Annotated in this window: 13 protein-coding genes; 9 read left to right on the top strand and 4 right to left on the bottom strand. The window is 57.8% G+C overall.

The genetic code is table 11. The features are described 5' to 3' along the window. Window positions 1–9: 9 nt before the first annotated feature. The 3 genes from AC2IBB_RS02280 to AC2IBB_RS02270 form a co-directional block, all read right to left on the bottom strand. Window positions 10–1,617, bottom strand: coding sequence for an autotransporter domain-containing protein (locus AC2IBB_RS02280; RefSeq protein ID WP_486331291.1), 1,608 nt, complete (start codon window positions 1,615–1,617; stop codon window positions 10–12). A 678-nt stretch (window positions 1,618–2,295) separates the two neighbouring features. Then, on the bottom strand, window positions 2,296–2,919 hold the full coding sequence (locus AC2IBB_RS02275) for a class GN sortase (protein ID WP_486331290.1): 624 nt from the start codon (window positions 2,917–2,919) through the stop codon (window positions 2,296–2,298). Further along, window positions 2,916–5,117, bottom strand: coding sequence for a marine proteobacterial sortase target protein (locus AC2IBB_RS02270; RefSeq protein WP_486331289.1), 2,202 nt, complete (start codon window positions 5,115–5,117; stop codon window positions 2,916–2,918). The genes AC2IBB_RS02275 and AC2IBB_RS02270 overlap by 4 nt, the downstream gene beginning before the upstream one ends. A gap of 709 nt (window positions 5,118–5,826) precedes the next feature. On the opposite strand from AC2IBB_RS02270, the gene AC2IBB_RS02265 reads away from it, so the two are divergent. From AC2IBB_RS02265 to AC2IBB_RS02255, 3 genes are all read left to right on the top strand, one after another. Continuing rightward, window positions 5,827–7,425, top strand: a complete 1,599-nt coding sequence (locus tag AC2IBB_RS02265) for a cellulase family glycosylhydrolase (RefSeq protein ID WP_486331288.1) — start codon at window positions 5,827–5,829, stop codon at window positions 7,423–7,425. Window positions 7,426–7,585: 160 nt separating this feature from the next. After that, window positions 7,586–9,820: a glycoside hydrolase family 6 protein gene (locus tag AC2IBB_RS02260; protein WP_486331287.1), complete on the top strand. Its 2,235-nt coding sequence runs from the start codon at window positions 7,586–7,588 to the stop codon at window positions 9,818–9,820. A gap of 112 nt (window positions 9,821–9,932) precedes the next feature. Next, a complete protein-coding gene (locus AC2IBB_RS02255) occupies window positions 9,933–12,311 on the top strand; it encodes a glycoside hydrolase family 9 protein (RefSeq protein WP_486331286.1) in 2,379 nt (792 codons plus the stop codon). A 71-nt stretch (window positions 12,312–12,382) separates the two neighbouring features. On the opposite strand, the gene AC2IBB_RS02250 is transcribed toward AC2IBB_RS02255, so the two are convergent. Continuing rightward, a complete protein-coding gene (locus AC2IBB_RS02250; RefSeq protein WP_486331285.1) occupies window positions 12,383–14,008 on the bottom strand; it encodes a methyl-accepting chemotaxis protein in 1,626 nt (541 codons plus the stop codon). Window positions 14,009–14,269: 261 nt separating this feature from the next. Here AC2IBB_RS02250 and AC2IBB_RS02245 point away from each other — a divergent pair, with 261 nt between their 5' ends. The 6 genes from AC2IBB_RS02245 to AC2IBB_RS02220 are packed head-to-tail and all read left to right on the top strand — an operon-like array spanning window position 14,270 to window position 19,352. After that, window positions 14,270–15,448 carry a glycosyltransferase gene (locus AC2IBB_RS02245; RefSeq protein ID WP_486331284.1) on the top strand — a complete coding sequence of 393 codons (1,179 nt, stop codon included), beginning with the start codon at window positions 14,270–14,272 and terminating at the stop codon, window positions 15,446–15,448. After that, the gene (locus tag AC2IBB_RS02240) at window positions 15,449–16,297 is read left to right on the top strand and encodes a hypothetical protein (RefSeq protein ID WP_486331283.1); all 849 of its coding nucleotides are present in this window, start codon (window positions 15,449–15,451) and stop codon (window positions 16,295–16,297) included. 4 nt (window positions 16,298–16,301) lie between these two features. Beyond that, on the top strand, window positions 16,302–16,691 hold the full coding sequence (locus AC2IBB_RS02235) for a hypothetical protein (RefSeq protein ID WP_216735299.1): 390 nt from the start codon (window positions 16,302–16,304) through the stop codon (window positions 16,689–16,691). A gap of 10 nt (window positions 16,692–16,701) precedes the next feature. Continuing rightward, a complete protein-coding gene (locus AC2IBB_RS02230; protein ID WP_486331282.1) occupies window positions 16,702–17,865 on the top strand; it encodes a glycosyltransferase family 4 protein in 1,164 nt (387 codons plus the stop codon). Between the two features lie 12 nt (window positions 17,866–17,877). Next, entirely contained in the window at window positions 17,878–18,492 is a 615-nt protein-coding gene (locus tag AC2IBB_RS02225; protein WP_486331281.1) for a hypothetical protein, read from the top strand. 2 nt (window positions 18,493–18,494) lie between these two features. After that, window positions 18,495–19,352, top strand: a complete 858-nt coding sequence (locus AC2IBB_RS02220; RefSeq protein ID WP_486331280.1) for a hypothetical protein — start codon at window positions 18,495–18,497, stop codon at window positions 19,350–19,352. Window positions 19,353–19,380: the final 28 nt, after the last annotated feature.

Raw genomic sequence — 19,380 nt, 5'->3', positions numbered from 1 at the left:
GACTCCCTGTTATAGCTCGTATCTCACGCCGGTCTGCACCTGATAGGCGGTGAGGTGCTCATATCCGAAAATCTGCTGGTACTCCACAAACACTGACAGGCCATGGGGCAAGACTGCGGTCGTTCCCACGCCGACCTGATAAAACAGTGATTCCTCTGAATCCGCCTGCAAATCAAACCGATTGTTCGGGTCTGGATCGTAGGAAAAACGCCCTGTCACCGCGTCGCGGTCAGAATGTACTTCACTCAAGGCGCTAAGCTGGAAGGAGGGAATCAATACGCCCCAGTCACGACTGATGGCATAGGTTCCCTGTACACCTGCCGCCAGCGTCAACTGATCAATGCTCTGTTCGCTGAGGGTCATGTTGAGACCGCCTGCGCCATTTTCACCATAACCGTCGATATTGCTGTTTAGATAATCGAAACGCACATACGGGCTTAAAGTCAAAGCGTTCCGCGACCACTGCCACTCAGCGCGTGTATTGAAAAGAAACTGGTCTCCGCTGGTTTCACCAATGGCGGTGACGTCCACGTCACCGGAGGGATCGGTATAGGCAATGCGACGCTTGGAGTCAAAGCGGGCGGAGCCATAACCCATCTGCACGTCAAAGCTGAAGTCGCCCACGAAGTAGCTGGCGTAGCCAAGGAAGGTGTATATATCCGTGTCCAGTTCGCCGCCTTGATTGCTGTAGTCGACGCCAGAGTGCGTCCAGCCGAAGGCACCGCCGACAAACAGGTCGCGACGCAGCGCATAGTCCGCGCCTAAAGTCAGCACCACCCCGGAGTAATCGTAGCCGCTCTCCAGGGACGTGCTATCGTATTCGCCGCCTTCCCGTTGAATGTTTGCAAACACCCCCACCCGCGACCAGGGGCTGGTTTCCTCTCCCGCCGCGCCGCCGCTGGCGGTATTGTTCCAGGCTACGCCATTTAAGGAAAAGCCTGTAGCGCCATTCTGTAATAACTTCTGGCGCTGACTGACTGCATTGCCCTGCGAGCGGCTGGTGGAGGCGGAGTTACGCATTTGCGAAGAAGTTTCTTCCGGCGCGATCTTGTTCAGCGCTTCCGCCACCAGTTCGGGATTATTAACGCCCAACTGGGAAAGACCCTCGCAACGGGCCAGCAGCAGGCTGCCGCCAGCAGAGATTTCATCGTCCGATTGAGCATTCAAACTACCGCAGGCGCTCTCGAACGCTTGCGCAACCTTGCGATCGTTATCACCGTCAGCCAGCGGCGTCACAGAGCTGTCCACCACATTAACGGTTACCGTGGCGGTAGCGCGAGTGGCAGGTTCAGCATCGTCTTCAATGGTGTAGGTAAAAGTATCTGAGCCGATAAAGCCCGAGTTGGGAATATAGCGCACGCTGCCGTCGGAATTGGCGGTAGTGGAGCCGTTATCCGGAGCTCCGACGCTGACCAGTCTGATAGCGTCGCCGTCAGAGTCAAAGTCATTCGCCATGACGTTGATGGTTAGCCTGCTGTCAGAAGCCATGGTGCGCGAGTCGTCCACTGCGCTGGGAGGCGCCGCCCACAAAGACTGCGACACAATGCATGAGCCCACGAGAATGGCGCTTCTGGAAGTCAAACCGGCATGCAATACACGAGATACGAATCTGATCATCTGACACCCTGATCTAAAACTATTGTTGTGGCGGCGCGCGCCCGCAGAAAAACCCGCCGTAACGGGCGCGGTCTCTTCTTGCAGGGTGGAAAGAGAGTGTGAATGGAAATTGTGATTATTTGAGGGCGATAAAGTGATTAACCCTTCAATGTCCGTATTGTCACCACACTCCGTAACCGATTGCTCAAACCGGCTATAGCAACCGCCACTTTTAAATTAGTGGCTTTATCAATCACCTATAGCGAGGGATTGTATGCAAAGGCGTCAAAAAAGTTAACGAAAATTTACATTAACTCTACAGAAGGGAGATTAAAAATGACAGGAATGGGAAGGGGTTCTCTCAGAGCCTGGAAATACATGCCTGGCGAGCAGATGAAACGTGATAGAAAAAGATTGTTTGGACCGCGCAAATAAAAAACGCGGCTTCCGTGCCGCGCTTTCGCATCAGATGCTTCCCTTGCCGTTCCTTATGGCTCGTTATTCATCCTTGTTGCTTCCCTGCATCGTGTCCTTACGTCTGATGAGTGTCCCTACGCTTTCTATGTTAGTCAGAAGCCCTATGACGTAACAGGCTACATATCCTCTGTGTGTTGTGAGAGATGTCTTATCGTCTTGAGACATGTCTCACCAAAGCCAGCGCCATTTCTTACAGTACGCTCATAAGCCCCTGTTTTTTATCTATAACGAAACAGTCTGAGGGGCGGGCTCCAGATAAAATAATTTCCTCAATGGCCCTCCCACCGGCCCGTCAAAGGGGTAACAGGTCGTCAGCACCAGTTGCGGCGGCGCAGCGGACGACGCTGAATCCGCTCCAGGCAACGCCAGCATGACTTCATCCGCATTCACCACCTGGGCCCCGGTAACGTTGAACTCAAGCCAGTGGCCTGCAGGCGTCTGCCAGCGCACGACATCGCCTTCACGAAGTTCACGCAGAGCCAGAAAGTGAGTGTCGCGGTGACCGCTGACCACGGCCATGCCTGGCTCCCCTACCACCGCGCTGGCTTCCATATGGGCCGGGCCAAACGCCAAGTTACGCCCACTAGCGCCCTCGAGCACAACCCAGCGCGCCGCCAATCGCGGCGCCTCCATAAGTCCCACGGGATAAGTGTCCGCCCAAGGCCAGGGTTTGTGGGTCACAGCCTCCTCTCCAGAGAAGGCGCGAGCCGCCAAAGTATCCCGCCATGCCTGTTCCAACAGTATTTGAGCCAGCCAGGCTTTAGCTTGGATGTATCCACCGCCGCCCAGACTTACAGCGCCGACAAGTAGAAATATCAACGCTGCAGTGCGCTTCGGAAGAGTCATGCGCGCCTCCCGAAGCGATGCTTACGGTTTCTCAGCTCCCGCAAATCTCTCCATCCCAATAAGCCCGCCACCGTCAGGCAGAATACGCCGACATGAATCATCAGCGGTGAAGCGGTCGCCGTTCTGGGCATACGCGCCATATTCGCAGACAGTCCCTGCGGCAGCAGATTCGGAACAGCGGAGCCTTCCAGCGCACTGTCCCGGGGACGCACAGGTGTTTCCTCCACTGCGACAAAGCTGGTATACGGACTCATCAAGGCGAAGTCCAAAGCCAGGGGCAGTACGGTGTCTCTCACATTCTGATCAGGCTCTCCCATGGTTTTGCGGTCCAGCCAATGATCGATCTTGCGACGGGCCCAGGCGCGGGCGACGCCATGACCTGAAGCCGCCTGTTGCAGATCCAGACTGCGCATCCACAAAGGTTGCTCATCCTGTAGCAGACCCACGCCGAATCCTTGCACCGCGGCCGGCAGTTCTGACGCCGCTGCGCCATCTTCGACTTTAAACAGCAGCTGCACCGGCTCACCGCGATAGAGATCAGGAATCGCCACCGGATACACTTCAGAATTCAGCGCCGACGGCATATCCAAATGCACATCCCGTAACGCCGGCTGTCGCAATGCAGCGGTCAGTTCCGCAATCTTGGCGCGGACTTCCGCTGTATCATTGATATGGCTGTACGCGCCGCGGCCAAATTGCGCCGCCTTACGCATGAAAAAGCGATTGGGCGATGGCCCGATGCCTACTGTGAATAAGCGCGAATCTCCTAATTGCTGGTCGATCTGCTTGAACAGCGCCATTTCGTTACCGACGCTGCCATCCGTCAAAAACACAACCTGACGCACGTACCCTTCAGGAGCCTTATCTCCCAGCGCACGATCCAGAGCCTCAGCGATCTCAGTGCCGCCATTGGCCTTGAGAGCGCGCACAAACTGACGCGCCTGCTGCAGAGCCCGCTCCTGGGCTGGGACCGCCTGAGGAAACAGTTTGGTCGCCGTCGAATTGAACTCAATCACATTGAAACGATCCCGGGGCGTCAACGTATCCAATGCTTGCAGCACTGCATCTCGCGCCTGCTGGAGGGAGACGCCTTCCATGGAGCCGGAGGTATCAATCACCCAGACCAGCTCTCGCGGCAGACTTAGTCCCTCATCGGAAATTTGCGGCGGCATCAGCAACAGTTGTGCGTAAACCTCATCCCCCACCACTTCTTTGAACAACGCCGCTTCCGGCTCAGCGCCCTGGCGCACTCGCCAGGTGAGCGTAAAGTCCCGATTCATCGGAATATCCCTGTCAGACTCCAGTGAAACCTCGTATCCGTTGGTTCGTTGCACCCATTGAATGCGGTGTGTGGCGCTTTCAATCGACTCCAAAGGCAGACCGGGATTCAGGTGTATGCGGATACGCGTTTGATGGGAAGGCGCAGCCAAATCTTCCGCCGCAATTGTCGGCGGCGTGATTTCCGGGGCATCCGCCACCTGATCCGTCGCTGGCGCCCAGCCGCTGTCGTTAATCAACGTGCGCTCATGAGAACGCAACTCGTTGCGCAGACGGTTTTTTTCTTCTTCAGACCAGGCAGGCGCCGCTGAGGACCCGGGGATATATCGCGGCGTCGCCGTTAAGGGCAAAGCCAAGGAGAATGCGCCAGAGCGATAGTTAATATTCTGCTGATAACGCAGCGTCAGTGTGATCATTTCACCAGGACCAATATTCGCCACCTTATGCGTGAACAGATTGGGCCGCTGTTGATGCACGACCGCAGCCCTTTTTCCCTCTGCTTTCGCCTGCTGATACACCTTTTCGGCTTTCTGCTTTTCTTCGATCTTGCCGACAATCAGCCGATCTCCCACCTGCATATTCATGCTGAATACCGCAGCGTCCTCTGGTAATGGGAACACATACACCGCCTCCCGCCACTGCTGAGAGTCATTACGGAATGTTTGCGTCATCTCTGTGGTAGCGATCAGACCCGCCACATTGGCGTCATAGCTCGTGGACAGAGTGACGGCGGGAAGATAGCTGGGGGATGCGGAAGCGTCATCTTGCAGGAAAAACAACTCTCCGGAGCCGACATCCGACCAGTCGTCGTTCAGGGCGCGGGCGAAACCGGTCCAACACAAGGTCGACAATAGTAGAAAAAACAGCGTCCAGGCCCGTGCCGGGCGGGACAGGATATGAGTTGCGTTTAGCGTTAGCATGCAGGCGTACCTTTTTTCTTGTAGAGCGAAGCGTGCCTGCAGTATGTGGTTCGCAAAAGGCGGCCACCGGGCCAATAAAGGCATGTGAAAGGATGAATTATGACGAAATGTGGCGAAGGGGATAGTGGTAGGGAGAAAGCTTTAAATGGATGCTTTTGAACGCAAAAAGAAAAGGCGCAGCTCCTTGCCGCGCCTTTTGATTTTGATGCCTTCCTGATCCATTCCTTTTGACTAAAATCGTCCTTGTCGCCTCCTTGCTGCGTTTCCTTACTTTGGCATCCGTGTCCCTACGCTTTCTATACTAATCATCTCGCCGTATGGGAGATAGCCGACTTGTCTGCAAAGCGTGTGAGATATCTCTCAAGCGCTCCCATAAAACCTAACCCAAAGTATCTATTGCGGGATGGGGGACCTGGGTCTAGGATTTTTACTGTTACAGCCCTTCGACTCGGGCATTTTTTTGAAATTTATTTGAAAACGTTTTCATATAGACAAGTGTCTAACCTAAACGCCTTGCGCAGCTTAGGCAAATAGTCAGATACCACTTTAATACCAGTAGGTTCTATGACTCAGGAAAGCATGCTGACAAGTCGAAAGAACGCATGAAGCGCAGTAAGTTCATGAAGCTATTTTTGAAAACATTTTCAAGCACGTCGCTCCTCTGGACATTTCCATTGATCAAAGGCGACCAGGAGATGAGGAATATTTTATGAAAGGAAAGCTTTTAAAAAGACTAACCCGCTGCAAACCGCGCCGATTACTGCTTGGCTGTCTGGCGGCGACGCTCGCGTCACCGAGCGCTTACGCCGGATTTCACGTGCAGGAGGGGCAGTTGCTGGATGGTTTAAACAACCCCTTTGTCATGCGTGGAGTCAATCATCCTCATGTCTGGTACGCCTATCGCACGGAGCAAGCGTTAAACGACATCGCCGCCGTGGGCGCGAACACCGTGCGCATCGTACTGGGTTCCGGCCATCAATGGCCCAGCACTTCCGCCGAGGAAGTCGCGCGCATCATCGCCAAATGCAAAGCCCGAAAGATGATCGCGGTGCTGGAGGTGCATGATGTCACCGGTTATGGCGAGAAGCCGGAAGCGGCGCCGTTATCCGCCGCCGTGGACTATTGGCTGAGCATTCAAGACACGCTCATGGGTCAGGAAGATTACGTCATCATCAATATCGGTAATGAGCCCCTGGGCAACAATGTTCCCACCACCGCCTGGGCGCAGATTCACCAGGAAGCAATCCAGCGTCTGCGGGATGCGGGGTTCACCCACACGCTGATGGTCGACGCGCCCACCTGGGGCCAGGACTGGCGGGAAACGATGCTGCAGGAGGCGCCGAATGTCTTCGCCGCAGATCCGCTGCAAAATCTGGTGTTCAGCGTACATATGTATCAGGTGTACGCCGAGCGCGAAAAAATCAACAACTACCTGTCCACCTTCGTCAATGTCCACAAGTTGCCTCTGGTGGTGGGAGAGTTTGGCGCAGATCATCAAGGGGAAGAGGTGGATGAAGCCGCCATCATGGAGCTGGCGGATTTCTATCGCATCGGTTACCTGGGCTGGTCCTGGTCAGGCAACAGCGGCGGTACGGAATCACTGGACATTACCCATGATTTTGACGCCAACCGCCTGACGCCCTGGGGAGATTTTCTCATCAACAGCGCTTACGGCATCCGCGCCACCGCCAGACCAGCCAGTGTATTCACCGGCGGAGAAACCGGACCCCAGCCGCCTAAAACGCTTCCTCAGTCCTTACAGGTCACACAAGGACGCTCTCTCGACATAACGCTTTTCGGCAGCGACGCGGACGGGGCTGTCGTCGCATTTCAGGTTGACGCCCAGCCCCGCCATGGCGTGCTCGTCGGCGCCGACCGTTTCTGGACCTACACTCCCGCGCCCGGCTTTGTCGGCGGGGACAGCTTCACCTACCTCGCATTAGACGACGACGGCCTGAGTTCGACTCCCGCGCGCGTAGATATACGCGTGGAAGCGATGTCCAACGCCAAAGCCCGCTGCGACTACAGACTCGTCAATGAGTGGGGCGCCGGTTTTATCGCATCCATGCGCATCACCAATACAAGCACAACACCTTTAAACGGCTGGGAAGTGGACTGGGCCTACGAAGACGCAACCCGCATCGTCAACGTATGGAATGGCGAGTTATCCGGGGAGAACCCTTATCACGTCTCCAGTATGAGCTGGAATGCGGAGATCCCTCCCGGCGCCAGCGTGGAGTTCGGCATGCAGGGCGTCAAAGGGGACGCCGCCAGCACACCCCGCGTTATCCAGTGCGGAGCGAACTGAGGCGTGTGCATTTTTCTGGTTTCTGTTTACTGCGGCGAGTTCAGCGGTATCGCCGCCGCCCATAGCGCCTTATGGCGCTTTTCCGGCGCACCGCGCCCCTAACGACAAAGCGAAAAGCTTGAATATCGGACTGACTTAATTCTCCAAAAAGGGAACGCCAATGAAACTTTCAATGAAATCGGGATACGGCCTTGCCGCCGCTCTTTCCCTGGGATTCGCCGCCGTGCAGAGTCCTCTCGCACAAGCCGCCAAGTGCGAATATGTCGTGCAGAATGAATGGAACAGCGGCTTCGTGGCGCTGATTAAGATCACGAACACCGGCGCCAGCGAAATCAACGGCTGGGATGTCGCCTGGCGTTATGACGACGGCTCGCTGCTAAGCAACTCCTGGAGCGCCCAGTTATCCGGCTCCAATCCTTATCGGGCCGCCAATATGAGCTGGAACGGACGCATCGCCCCTGGCCAGACCATCGAGTTCGGCATGCAGGGCGCTAAAGGCGCCGCAGCCGCCCCGGTTCCCGTCGTCACAGGAGACGTTTGCGATGATAATGGCGCGCCGGATAACCATCCCCCTGTCGCCGACTTCACCGCCTCCGTCAGCGTTGGCGACGCGCCATTGCCAGTGGTTTTCGATGCTTCCGCCTCCAGCGACCCGGACAACGATGCGCTCAGTTATCAGTGGGACTTCGGCGACGGCTCCAGCGCGACGGGCGTCAAGGTTTCCCATGACTACGCAAATCCTGGCGACTACAACGTCACTCTGACTGTCAGCGATGGCGCAGCGTCCGTCACTGCTTCCCAAAGCATTCGCGTGAAACAGCCGGATACGGCGGACCCGGTCACCGCCAGCTTCACCAGCAGCGTGGTGGATAAAACCGTCAGCGTGAACGCCGCCGCGTCGACCGGCGACAATCTCACCTATATCTGGGACTTCGGCGACGGCGCCACGGCCTCTGGCGTCAGCGCCAGCCATACCTATGCGGAAGCGGGAACCTACAGCATCCAGCTCACCGTCAGCGACGGCGAACAAAGCGATAGAGCCAGCAAAAGCGTCACCGTGGAGGAAGGCGATACCGATCCCGGCGACGATCCGGCGCACGTCAGCAATCCCTTCGCCGGCGCCAAGGCCTATATCAACCCGGATTATGCGAAGCAGGTGGACGCTTCCATGGCTAAAGTAGACGCCTCTCTGGCCGCGAAAATGGCGACATTGAAAGACACCCCCACCGCAGTATGGCTGGACCGTATCGACGCCATCTACGGCGGCGACGTCAACGGCGGTCGTCTGAGCCTTGAACAGCATCTGGAAGCGGCGCTGGCGCAAAAAGACGGCGATGAGCCGATCACCGCCACCTTTGTGGTGTACAACCTGCCGGATCGGGACTGCGCCGCATTGGCTTCCAACGGCACGCTGCATTCAGACCAGAATGGCCTGGCGATTTACAAGTCTGACTACATTGACGTGATCTATGACGTCATGTCCGACCCTCGCTTCCGCGATATCCGCATCGTCACGGTGATTGAGCCGGACTCGTTGCCGAACCTGGTCACCAACCGCGATATTCCCGAGTGCGCCAAGGTGGCGCAAAACGGCGTTTACGTCGACGGCGTACAGTACGCCATCAGTCGTCTGTCGCAACTGCCTAATGTCTATCTCTATCTGGATATCGCCCATTCCGGCTGGCTGGGTTGGGAAAGCAACTTCGCCCCCGCCGTGCAGTTATTTACGCAAGTGGTCAAAGGGGCTTCCGGCGGCGATTTAAGCGTCATTGACGGATTCGTTTCCAACGTCGCCAACTACACGCCAACAGAGGAAGTCTATCTGCCTGATCCGAGCCTGCGCATCAACGGGCAGGAAGTTCGCTCTTCCAAGTTCTATGAGTGGAACCCTCAATTCGACGAAAAAGGCTTTGCCAACAACCTGCATCAAGCCTTCGTCAACGCCGGCTTCCCCAGCGATCTCGGCCTGCTGATCGACACCAGCCGCAACGGCTGGGGTGGAAACGAACGCCCCACGGGACCGGACGCCTCCGCCAGCACGGTGGACAACTATGTTACCGCCGCCCGCCTGGATCGTCGTTTCCATCGCGGCAACTGGTGTAACGCCGACGGCGCCGGGGTGGGCGAACGTCCCCGCGCTGCGCCATTCGGCGCCGACGCGCCCGTGGACGCCTTCATCTGGATCAAGCCCCCCGGCGAGTCTGACGGCGCCAGCGATCCTTCACAAACCACGCCCGATGACGAAGGCAAGAGCTTCGACCCCATGTGCAGCCCCGATTACGTCGGCAAATCCGGGTACCCCACCGGCGCCAAAGCGGGCGCGCCCGCGGCGGGACATTGGTTCCACGAGCAGTTCCGCATGCTGGTGGAGAACGCTTACCCGCCGATTGAATAAATCGCGTTAAACGCCGGACCGGTGATTCGGTCCGCTTGCACGAACCTGAAACAGGGCGATCAGGGAGGATCGCCTGAGGACCAACAAAAAACCTGAAAAGGAGACGCTGATTATGCGCACGCCAATGTTTTTATTAAGTTCTATAAGTTTGGCCCTGGCCGCCGCCATGACCCCGATCCAGGCTTATTCCGCCGACGGCAACCCTCGCGTCAACCAGCGCGGTTATCTGCCGGAAGCGCCCAAAGTCGCTGTATACGCCACCGCAAATGACACCGCGCAAACCTGGGAATTATGGCGCAATGGCGCCCTGGTGGCGTCCGGCATGACCACCCCCAAAGGCGCCGACGCCGCTTCCGGCGAGCGCCTGCACCAGATCGATTTTTCCAATGTGGATATCGAAGGAGAAGGCTATGAACTGAAGGTCGGCGGCGACCGCAGTTATCCCTTCGCCATTGACGAGCAGGTCTTTTCCGGCCCGTTGTACGACGCCATCCGCTACTACTATCACAACCGCAGCGGCATTGAGATCGAACCCCAGTTTACCGGCGGCGGACGCAGCAGCTATGCGCCGGACGCCAAGCTGGCGCGCCCGGCGGGACACATCGGCGTCACGCCTAACCTGGGCGATTACAACGTTCCCTGCTGGCCGGGAACCTGCAATTACTCGCTGGACGTTTCCAAGGGCTGGTATGACGCCGGCGATCACGGCAAATATGTCGTCAACGGCGGTATTTCCGTGTGGAAGCTGTTGAACGCCTATGAACGCAATCAATACTTCGGCAAGCATAAAGAGGCTTTCGCCGACGGAACCCTGAATATTCCCGAAAGCGGCAACGGCGTCCCCGACCTGCTGGACGAAGCCCGCTGGCAGATGGAGTTCCTGCTGGCGATGCAGGTTCCGGAAGGCGAAGCCCTGGCTGGCATGGTTCATCACAAAATGCATGACGATAACTGGACCGGTCTACCGCTGGCGCCCCATGAAGACCCGCGTCAGCGCTATCTGGTTCCTCCCTCTACCGCCGCCACCCTGAACCTGGCCGCCACAGCGGCGCAAAGCGCGCGAATATGGAAAGACATTGATCCGGATTTCGCAGCCCGTTGTCTGACGGCGGCGCAACGGGCCTGGCAAGCCGCCAAGCAGCACCCCGATGTCATTTATAAAGACGACTTCAACAATGGCGGCGGCGGATACGGGGATCAGGACGTTAGCGATGAATTCGTGTGGGCGGCGGCGGAGCTGTTCGTCACCACCGGCGACGCCAGCTACAAGAACGACATTCAATGGGATGATGATCTCGCGCCGGACTGGGCCTGGCCGCAAACCCGCATTCCCGCGTTGATGTCCCTGGCCATGGTTCCCGGCGATCACAGCGCGACCTTGCGCGAGCGGGCCCGAGGTACGCTGGTGTTACTGGCGGACAAACTGGTCGCGGTCATTGATTCGCAAGGGTATCTGTTGCCATTGGGGAACGAGGAATATTACTGGGGCTCCAATAATGTATTGGCCAACAAACTGGCCATCACCGCCCTGGCCTATGATTTCACCGGCGAGGACAAATACGCCCAGGCTACGCTGAAATCCGTGGATTACCTGTTCGGCCGCAACGCCTTGTCTTTGTCCTATGTCACCGGGCATGGCGCGCATGCAGTCAAACAGCCTCATCATCGTTTTTGGGCCGGCGTTCTCAATAGCAGTTATCCCTGGGCGCCCCCCGGCGCACTGGCGGGAGGACCTAACCCCGGTTTAGAGGATGATGTGGCGAAAGCGGCGTTATCCGGCTGCGAAAGCAAACCACAGACGTGCTTTATCGACGATATCGGCTCCTGGTCCACCAATGAAATCACCATCAACTGGAACGGCGCGCTGGTGTGGACCCTGGCGTTCGTCAATGACCTGGCGGAAGGGGGCGATGAACCTGATCCAGACCCCAATCACGATCCAGTGGCGGCTTTCACCGCAAACGCAGCCGGCCTGACGTTGAATCTTGACGCCAGCGCCTCCAATGACCCTGACGGCGACACGCTCAACTATCAATGGGACTTCGGCGACGGCGCTGTCGGCTCAGGTAAAACCGCCAGCCATGATTACGCTGCGCCCGGCGTGTATAAGGTCACGCTTAAAGTCGCGGACGGCCGCGGCGGCGAAGCCAGTTTGACGCAACAAGCGACCCTCGACGACAGCGACTCGCAAGGAGCCTGCGAATACATTGTGCAGAACGAATGGAACAGCGGTTTCGTCGCGCTGATCCGTATTCACAACCAGGGATCAACGCCGTTGGACGGTTGGGAAGTCAACTGGGAGTACAGCGACGGCACGCTGATTAACAGTCAGTGGAACGCCAATTTATCCGGGCAAAATCCCTACAAGGCGAGCCCTCTGGGTTGGAATAAAACCATCCAGCCCGGCGCCTATGTGGAGTTCGGCATGGTAGGTCAGAAAGGGTCCGCTACGGCGCAAACACCGACTGTTACAGGCGACGTCTGCCAATAGCGCGAGAACACCTCCGCCACCTCAACATGCAGGGGTGGCGGAGCGCGATGGCTACGACATAACTACGCTGACTACAGCTTAAACCCGGCGACGATGCCGTTGAGGTCCTGGGCGAGATCCGCCAGCTCATGGCTCGCCGCCGACGTTTTCTGCGCGCCTTCCGCGGTGTGGTCCGCCACATCGCGGATATTCACCAGATTGCGATCCACTTCCCGGGCCACATGCGCCTGCTCTTCCGACGCACTGGCGATGCTCAGGTTCATCTCATTAATGCGTCCCACCATACGCATGATTTCCTCCAACGCGCCATCCGCCGCTTCCGCCAGCGACAAGGTTTTATGCGTGTGCTCATTGCTGGCGGTCATGGAGCTCACCGCGTTGCGGGTGACGCTTTGAATATTGTCGATCATCTGGGTGATTTCACGGGTGGATTCCTGGGTGCGATGAGCCAGTGCGCGCACTTCATCCGCGACCACTGAGAAACCGCGTCCCTGTTCCCCCGCCCGCGCCGCTTCAATGGCGGCGTTAAGCGCCAGCAGGTTGGTCTGGTCGGCGATGGAGCCAATCACGTCGAGCACCCGGCTGATTTCACCCACCTGGGTGGCCAGCGCCTGAATTTCTTCCCCGGTGCTGGTGACGGAGTTGGTCAACTCTTCCAGAGACTGTTTGGTTTCGCCCACCTGCTTGCGACCGCTGGTGGACGCGGACTCCGCCGCTTGTGAGGCCTCCGACGCGTCGTTGGCGTGTTTGGCCACATCGTCCACGGCAGTGGACATTTCCGTGACGGCGGTGGCGGCCATCTGAATCTCGCTGTTTTGCATATTCAGAGCGTTGGTGGCGTCCTCCGTCAGCGCGTTGAGGTTTTCCGATGCGGAGGCCACCTGAGCAGCGGCGGAAGTGACTTTCTGCAGCGTTTTACGCAATCGATCCTGCATTTCCGCGAGAGCTTTCTGAAGGTCGGAAATTTCATCCTGGCCTTCCACTTCGATGCTCTGAGTGAGGTCGTTCCTGGCGATGCGACGGGCGGCGGAGAGAACGGATCTAAGCGGCCTGTTGATACTGCGGGTCAACACCAGAGCGAAAGTGAACGTGATGACCGCCGCCAGCGCGATGGCGATAATCAACCATTCTTTCGCCCCCGCATACAGTTCGGTGGCGCGGGTCTTGGCGGAATCTGCGCCAGACCCCACGAAATCAGACAACTCCACATACACCGCGCGCAGCTGCTCCAGACGCTCATTGCTGGGCCCGGTCATCATCTCTCTGGCCTCTTCCTTGAACTTGACCCGGGACAGGCCAATCATTTCGTCATGGCTCTCCAGATAGCTCTTCCAGGACGCCGTCAACTTTTCGAACAGCTGCTTTTCCTGTTCAGACTCAATGAGCTTTTTGTAAGAAGCCATTTGCGCTTCCAGCTTGCTCTGAGCCGCCTTCATGCGTTCATCGGCGTCGATGATCTCCTGGTTGAACTCCGCCATCACATGCAGCAGTTCCTGAGTGCGGAAAAAGTTGAGAGAAGACTGTATTTCCCCCAACACCCGCTGACGCGGCAACCAGTCCTCGGCTATTTCCGCAGAGGATTGCGCGATCTCAGACATCTGCTTTAATGAGAACAAACCTAGACCAAGAATGAAGGCGAGGGCGACCACAAACCCGGCGGCGGTGCGATGGCCGATTTTGAAACGTCTGAAGTGCATGTTCACAACCCCGGAATATATACGTTTTCTCTAAGTCTAGACAGGGATTCGAGTTCTTACAGTCAAATTTACTGGAAAAACAGATAACTCTTGCGGAAATTGACGCTCCAGGGTGAAGTTCTCGCCCGCCACAGCTGGAGTGGAGACTCGATACAGGTTTCTGCTAGTATCCGCTAACGCTCCAGTGCGCGGGCGCAAAAACGCCCGCCAACGCCTGATTAAAAACACTCCGCAACCGCCTCATGGAATAAGCGCAACAACGTGAATTTACCCCTGCAACCTCATCCTGCTCTCTATGCCGCGTTCGATGTCTATCCTTCCGCCAAGGGCGCCGCCACTCACATCCAGCAAGCCGCCCAGACGCTGTTTGACGCCGCCGGCGGAGGCTTGCTTTACGTGCTGGGTAATGAGCGTCTTCCTCGCTATCAACGGGAGAACGCAGTGGAGATTCTGCGTTTCGGACGCCTGCTGGATAACTATCTGCATCGCGCGCTGGCCTACAGCAGCGAGTTGCATGGCGTACTGGAAAACGGCTTGCAGGACAGCCTGAAGATCGCCCAGTTCCGCGATCCCTGGGGAGGCGTTCCGTTGGTGCGTCGGGCGGCGGGATGCTATCGCACCGTCTATGAGGTCAACGGACTGCCTTCGGTGGAGTTGCCGATGGCGTATCCCAATGTGGCGTCGACGACACTGGCGAAAATCCGCACCCTGGAAGACGAATGCCTGACCCGGGCGGACCGCATTGTCGTTCCGTCTGGCGTAATCCGCGATAACTTAGTGCGTCGCGGCGTCGCGGCGCAACGTATCAGCGTCATCCCTAACGGAACGGAGCTTAACCATGGACATGCGCGCCCCGAAACGGCGCCAAAGCGCTATATTTTATATTTCGGGGCCGTACAGGCCTGGCAGGGCCTGGATGTCCTGTTGCGGGCGCTGCAGCGCCTTCAGGATATGCCGGACCTGCATCTAGTGATTTGCTGTTCAGTGAAGTCACGACGCGCCAAAGGCTACCAGAAGCTAGCGGATAAATTAGGCGTGGCGGAGCAGGTCACTTGGCTGCACCGGTTGACCAAAGAGGAGTTAGCGCCCTGGGTCAGCAACGCCTATGTCAGCGTAGCGCCGCTCACAGAGTGCGCCCGCAACATCGACCAGGGGTGTTGTCCGCTGAAAATCCTGGAGTCCATGGGGGCGGGAGTGCCGGTGATCGCCTCCGACCTGCCGGTGGTGCGCGAGCTGGTGAGCCACCGCGAAAATGGCTATCTGGTGGCGCCGGAACGCCCGGCGGAGCTGGCCCGCGGCTTGCGGGTGCTGCTGGACTATCCAGACGCCGTGGCGCAGATGGGCGCAGCGGCGCAGCGCAGCATTGCGGAGGGCCTGTTGTGGTCCCACGCCAATGCTGCGCTGAAACATATTCATGTAGAACTGATATCGGGGAAGTAGATGGCTAAAACTAAGCAACAAAGGGCGCTGACGTCCACCCCAGAGCTGGAGAAGTACTTTCGTGAAGTCAGACGCACGAAAAAGCTTACCGGGGAACGAAGCATCGATGAGTGGCTTGAGTGTCTCCGTTTTATCGCCGCGCGCGATAAAGGCGGAGATAAGATAAGGAAACGAGTTGCAATCGCAATGGCGCTCTGGATTGTGGGATTTATACTCTCCCTGGTCGTGGAATTCCCACCTGCCGCCGCAGGGTTCGCGGTTATATTCATCATAAACCTGATCATATTCTTCGCTCTTCAAAGTAAAGACGTTCCCAACCGGTTGCGCGACTCGGTGCTTCCTCTGTTGACGATATTACGTCAGGACACAGAAGCGAATGCCCGTCTTACCCTGAACGTTGACCTGGTTGGCCCCGAGCTGGTCTCCAAACGCACGGATCACCGCACTCTGGGCGGAGGCCCCCGCATAGAACAGTCCATCTTTCGCGATCCATGGTTCCGGGGAAGTCTGGGCCTCGCCGATAACAGCATATTGTCATGGGAAGTGCTGGACGTGGTCCGACGCCGTAAAATTCGCAAGCGCAACCGCCGCGGCAAGACCAAAACAAAAACCAAGTACAAGATTAAAACGCGTATGGACGTCAGCCTGAGCTACAAAAACGACCGCTATCAGGCGCAGGTCAGCTCCGGCGCCGCAGCGCCGCAGGTCAAGAAAGAAGGAGAACGCAGAAGCGTGCTCAGATGTCGCCGCCAAGCGCCGGGAGGCTCCAGCCCTGGCCAGAAAATGGCTCTCAAAGAGCTACTGATCGGCGTGTCCATGATTTATAAAAGCTTAAGACCGGTAGGGTGATGCAATGGCAAAATGTGAAGTAAAAGCTGGATTTTTCGTACTGCGCCCCTGTGAAGCGCTCGCAGCTCTGCAATGTTCGATTTGCGAGCGCCCGGTGTGCGCCCTGCACACCATGCCCGTTGAAGGCGAGATGCTGTGCACCGAATGCGGCGCCGTGCAGGGCGAAAGCGATACGGGCGATGATGAGATGTACATGGACGACGGCGGTAATTCCACACGCTGGTTTTACTACTACCGCCAGCACTACTACACCGAAACCGGCGACGCCGACATGCTGACGGAAGACCACGGATTCGGCGCGGACGAAGCCGCCGCCTTCGTCGGCGCCGATATGCTGGACATGCAGGACGACCTGAGCGGCGACGATGATTCCGCCGACCTGTTCGACAGTTGAAGGCGCGCTCATGACCGGAACCTTACTCTGGCTGACCCAGAATCATTTCCCACAACAGGGCGGTATGGCGCAAAGCTGCGACCGTATCGTATCGGGATTGCGTCGCCAGGGCTGGCGCATTGATCTGGTCCATTTCAGCAGCAAGTGGAGCGACCTGAATGCGCAGCGCAAGCTGGGCGGAGTCAATATCCGCTGTCCACTGGAGGCGGACGTCAGCCATACTCTGAATCGTCTTTGGTGCGCGCTGCCTCACCTCGGCGCGGAAAGCTATGATGGCGTGATCGCCTTCGGCGGCTATGTACCCATGCTGGCGGGACCGGTGTACGCCGCCTGGATGCAAAAACCACTGTCGGTGCTGATCCGCGGCAACGATTTCGACGCCGCCGTATTCGACCCGAAACGCTTCTCCGTATTGGAAAACGCGATTCGCGCTTCCACACGAGTGGCGGCGGTCAGTCGCGACAAAGTCGCCAAAATTCAGCGCCTGTGGCCAGGCGCAGCAGTGGAGTGGATCGCCAACGGCATCGATCTCGCCGCCTGGAGCCCCATTCACTCGGATCAGGAGCAGGCGCAGGCGCTGCGGCAAGAGAGCATTGGCGACGACAAGCGTCTGATGTTAGGTATGTTTGGCCATATCAAGCGTAAAAAGGGCGGCGACTACTTTATCAACGCCCTGCTGCGTTCAGGCCTGGCCAAGCGAGCCCATCTGCTGATCGTCGGCGAGATGGAGCCCATGTTGCAGGAGCAGCTGGCGAACGCCACTGAGCTGCATTACACCCACATTCCTTTCGCCGACCGCTACGCTTTGCTGCCCTATTATCTCGCCTGTGATTTTGTCTGCATCCCTTCCTATTACGACGGCATGCCCAACGTGATGCTGGAGGCGGCCGCCCTGGGCGTCCCCATGCTGGCGTCACGCGCCGGCGGCATGGCCGACGTGCTGGAGGACAACCGTCACGGGTATCTGTTTGAACCGGGCCAGACCGACGCCTGCGTCGCGGCGATCAAGCGCGCCTTTAGCGCCGCGTCGTCGCAACGCGAGGAAATGGCCCAGGCCTGTCGCGAACTGACGGCGCGACGCCTGAATCTGGAGGCGGAGATCAGTCGATATGAGGTTCTCTTCCGCGACCTGATCGGTCTGGAGCATAAAGTCAGTCACCTGCACAGTCTTTGAGGAAAATTCAGTATGTTTCATCTCTTATTAAAACCCTGGCGCATACTTTGGCTGCTGTGTCTGACGATGATGCTGGCGCAAGGCGCCGCAGCGCAGACACTCAAGGTCGAAGACGATCGCGGAGACTTAGTGGCGGAGTTCACGCTGTCTTATGACGACCTCTCCATACGCTATCGGCAACATGGCGTCATGACTCGGCTCAGCTCCAGGCTGAAGGGCGATAAACGCAAGTACTACGGACCGGGCGGCGCACTGGTGGCGGAAGTCAAAAGTAAAGGCGACGACTTCAAGCTGCGGGCGGACGACCTCAATGGCGACATTAAAGTCAAAGGGGACATAGAGAAGCTGAAAGTCGTCGTCAATGGCGACGAGGCGCGCCCAGTGAAGATCAAGGCGAAAGACGACAAGCTCAAGGTGTACCGGGTGTCCGGCGAAACGGAGATCTTTATTGGTCAGGCGCAGCTGACCCAGGACGGGAAGGAGGTGAAAGTCAAAGACGCCGACAAGGGTGAGCGTTATCGCATCAATGATTTCCGTCTGTCCTCCGCCTATGGACTGCTGCTGGACGAGCGTATCCGGCCTGAGCACCGCTATATCCTGATGGCGGAAATTCTGATGCGGCAGTAGCTATGATCTTCATCTACGCCTTGGGCGGCGGCCTCGGACACATCACCCGCGCCCAGGCGTTGGTTCATACGCTGGGGCTGGATGACCCCGTCACGCTTGCGATGAGTTCCGCCTGGAATGACACAGAGCCGCCTTTATCCCACCAATTCCACACACTACGGGCCCCACAGGAAATCAGCAAAGATCCGGACGGCGTGCGTCAGTGGCTGACCACAGCCCTGATGCAGAAAACCTACCGGCGCATCATCATCGACGCCTTTCCCGGCGGCCTGCTGGGAGAATTGTGCGACTTTCCTTTTCCTGCTGACGCCGAGCTGATCCACTGCGCCCGCCTGCTGCGTTGGCCAGTTTACGCCCCCATGCTCAAGGGCGCGTTGCCGCGCTATCAACGCTGCTTTCAACTGGAGTCCATTAACGACGACCACGCCGCCGCGTTGACCGCCAGCTGTGACCGCATCAGCTCTCTGCGTCTGATTGACCCGCCCCTGTCGACAACGCAGGAGTCCCCGCTGGAATTACCGGGGGCGACGCCGCTATGGCTGATTCTGCACGCCGGCGCCGACGAGGAAATTCTGGAGCTGACCGCTTTTGCCCAGGACAACGCCGCTATGGAGAGAGCCTCCCCGCAGCTGGTCCTGTTGTCGCCGCGACGCCCGGACGGCCTGCCGCCGGAGGTCATTCACCGCTGCGATTATCCCGCCACACACTGGACCGCCAAAGCGCAGCGCATCTTCAGCGCCTGCGGCTTTAACACCATGCGTCAATTGCAGCCTTATCGACACAAGCACCGCTTCCTTCCCTTTCCGCGCCGCTTCGACGATCAATTCGCCCGCGCCGCCGCCCTGCGTGAGGAAAGCTGACGGCAGACCTGAAAAACACGCTGTCTGT

It is taken from the genome of Hahella sp. NS-SX17, from assembly GCF_057367735.1.
This window is presented reverse-complemented; position numbering and strand designations above follow the sequence as displayed.

Coding starts and splice junctions, on each gene's coding strand:
- AC2IBB_RS02260 (WP_486331287.1), top strand. CDS start 7,586: ATGAAACTTTCAATGAAATCGGGATACGGCCTTGCCGCCGCTCTTTCC.
- AC2IBB_RS02250 (WP_486331285.1), bottom strand. CDS start 14,008: ATGCACTTCAGACGTTTCAAAATCGGCCATCGCACCGCCGCCGGGTTT.
- AC2IBB_RS02255 (WP_486331286.1), top strand. CDS start 9,933: ATGCGCACGCCAATGTTTTTATTAAGTTCTATAAGTTTGGCCCTGGCC.
- AC2IBB_RS02220 (WP_486331280.1), top strand. CDS start 18,495: ATGATCTTCATCTACGCCTTGGGCGGCGGCCTCGGACACATCACCCGC.
- AC2IBB_RS02275 (WP_486331290.1), bottom strand. CDS start 2,919: ATGACTCTTCCGAAGCGCACTGCAGCGTTGATATTTCTACTTGTCGGC.
- AC2IBB_RS02240 (WP_486331283.1), top strand. CDS start 15,449: ATGGCTAAAACTAAGCAACAAAGGGCGCTGACGTCCACCCCAGAGCTG.
- AC2IBB_RS02280 (WP_486331291.1), bottom strand. CDS start 1,617: ATGATCAGATTCGTATCTCGTGTATTGCATGCCGGTTTGACTTCCAGA.
- AC2IBB_RS02230 (WP_486331282.1), top strand. CDS start 16,702: ATGACCGGAACCTTACTCTGGCTGACCCAGAATCATTTCCCACAACAG.
- AC2IBB_RS02265 (WP_486331288.1), top strand. CDS start 5,827: ATGAAAGGAAAGCTTTTAAAAAGACTAACCCGCTGCAAACCGCGCCGA.
- AC2IBB_RS02270 (WP_486331289.1), bottom strand. CDS start 5,117: ATGCTAACGCTAAACGCAACTCATATCCTGTCCCGCCCGGCACGGGCC.
- AC2IBB_RS02225 (WP_486331281.1), top strand. CDS start 17,878: ATGTTTCATCTCTTATTAAAACCCTGGCGCATACTTTGGCTGCTGTGT.
- AC2IBB_RS02235 (WP_216735299.1), top strand. CDS start 16,302: ATGGCAAAATGTGAAGTAAAAGCTGGATTTTTCGTACTGCGCCCCTGT.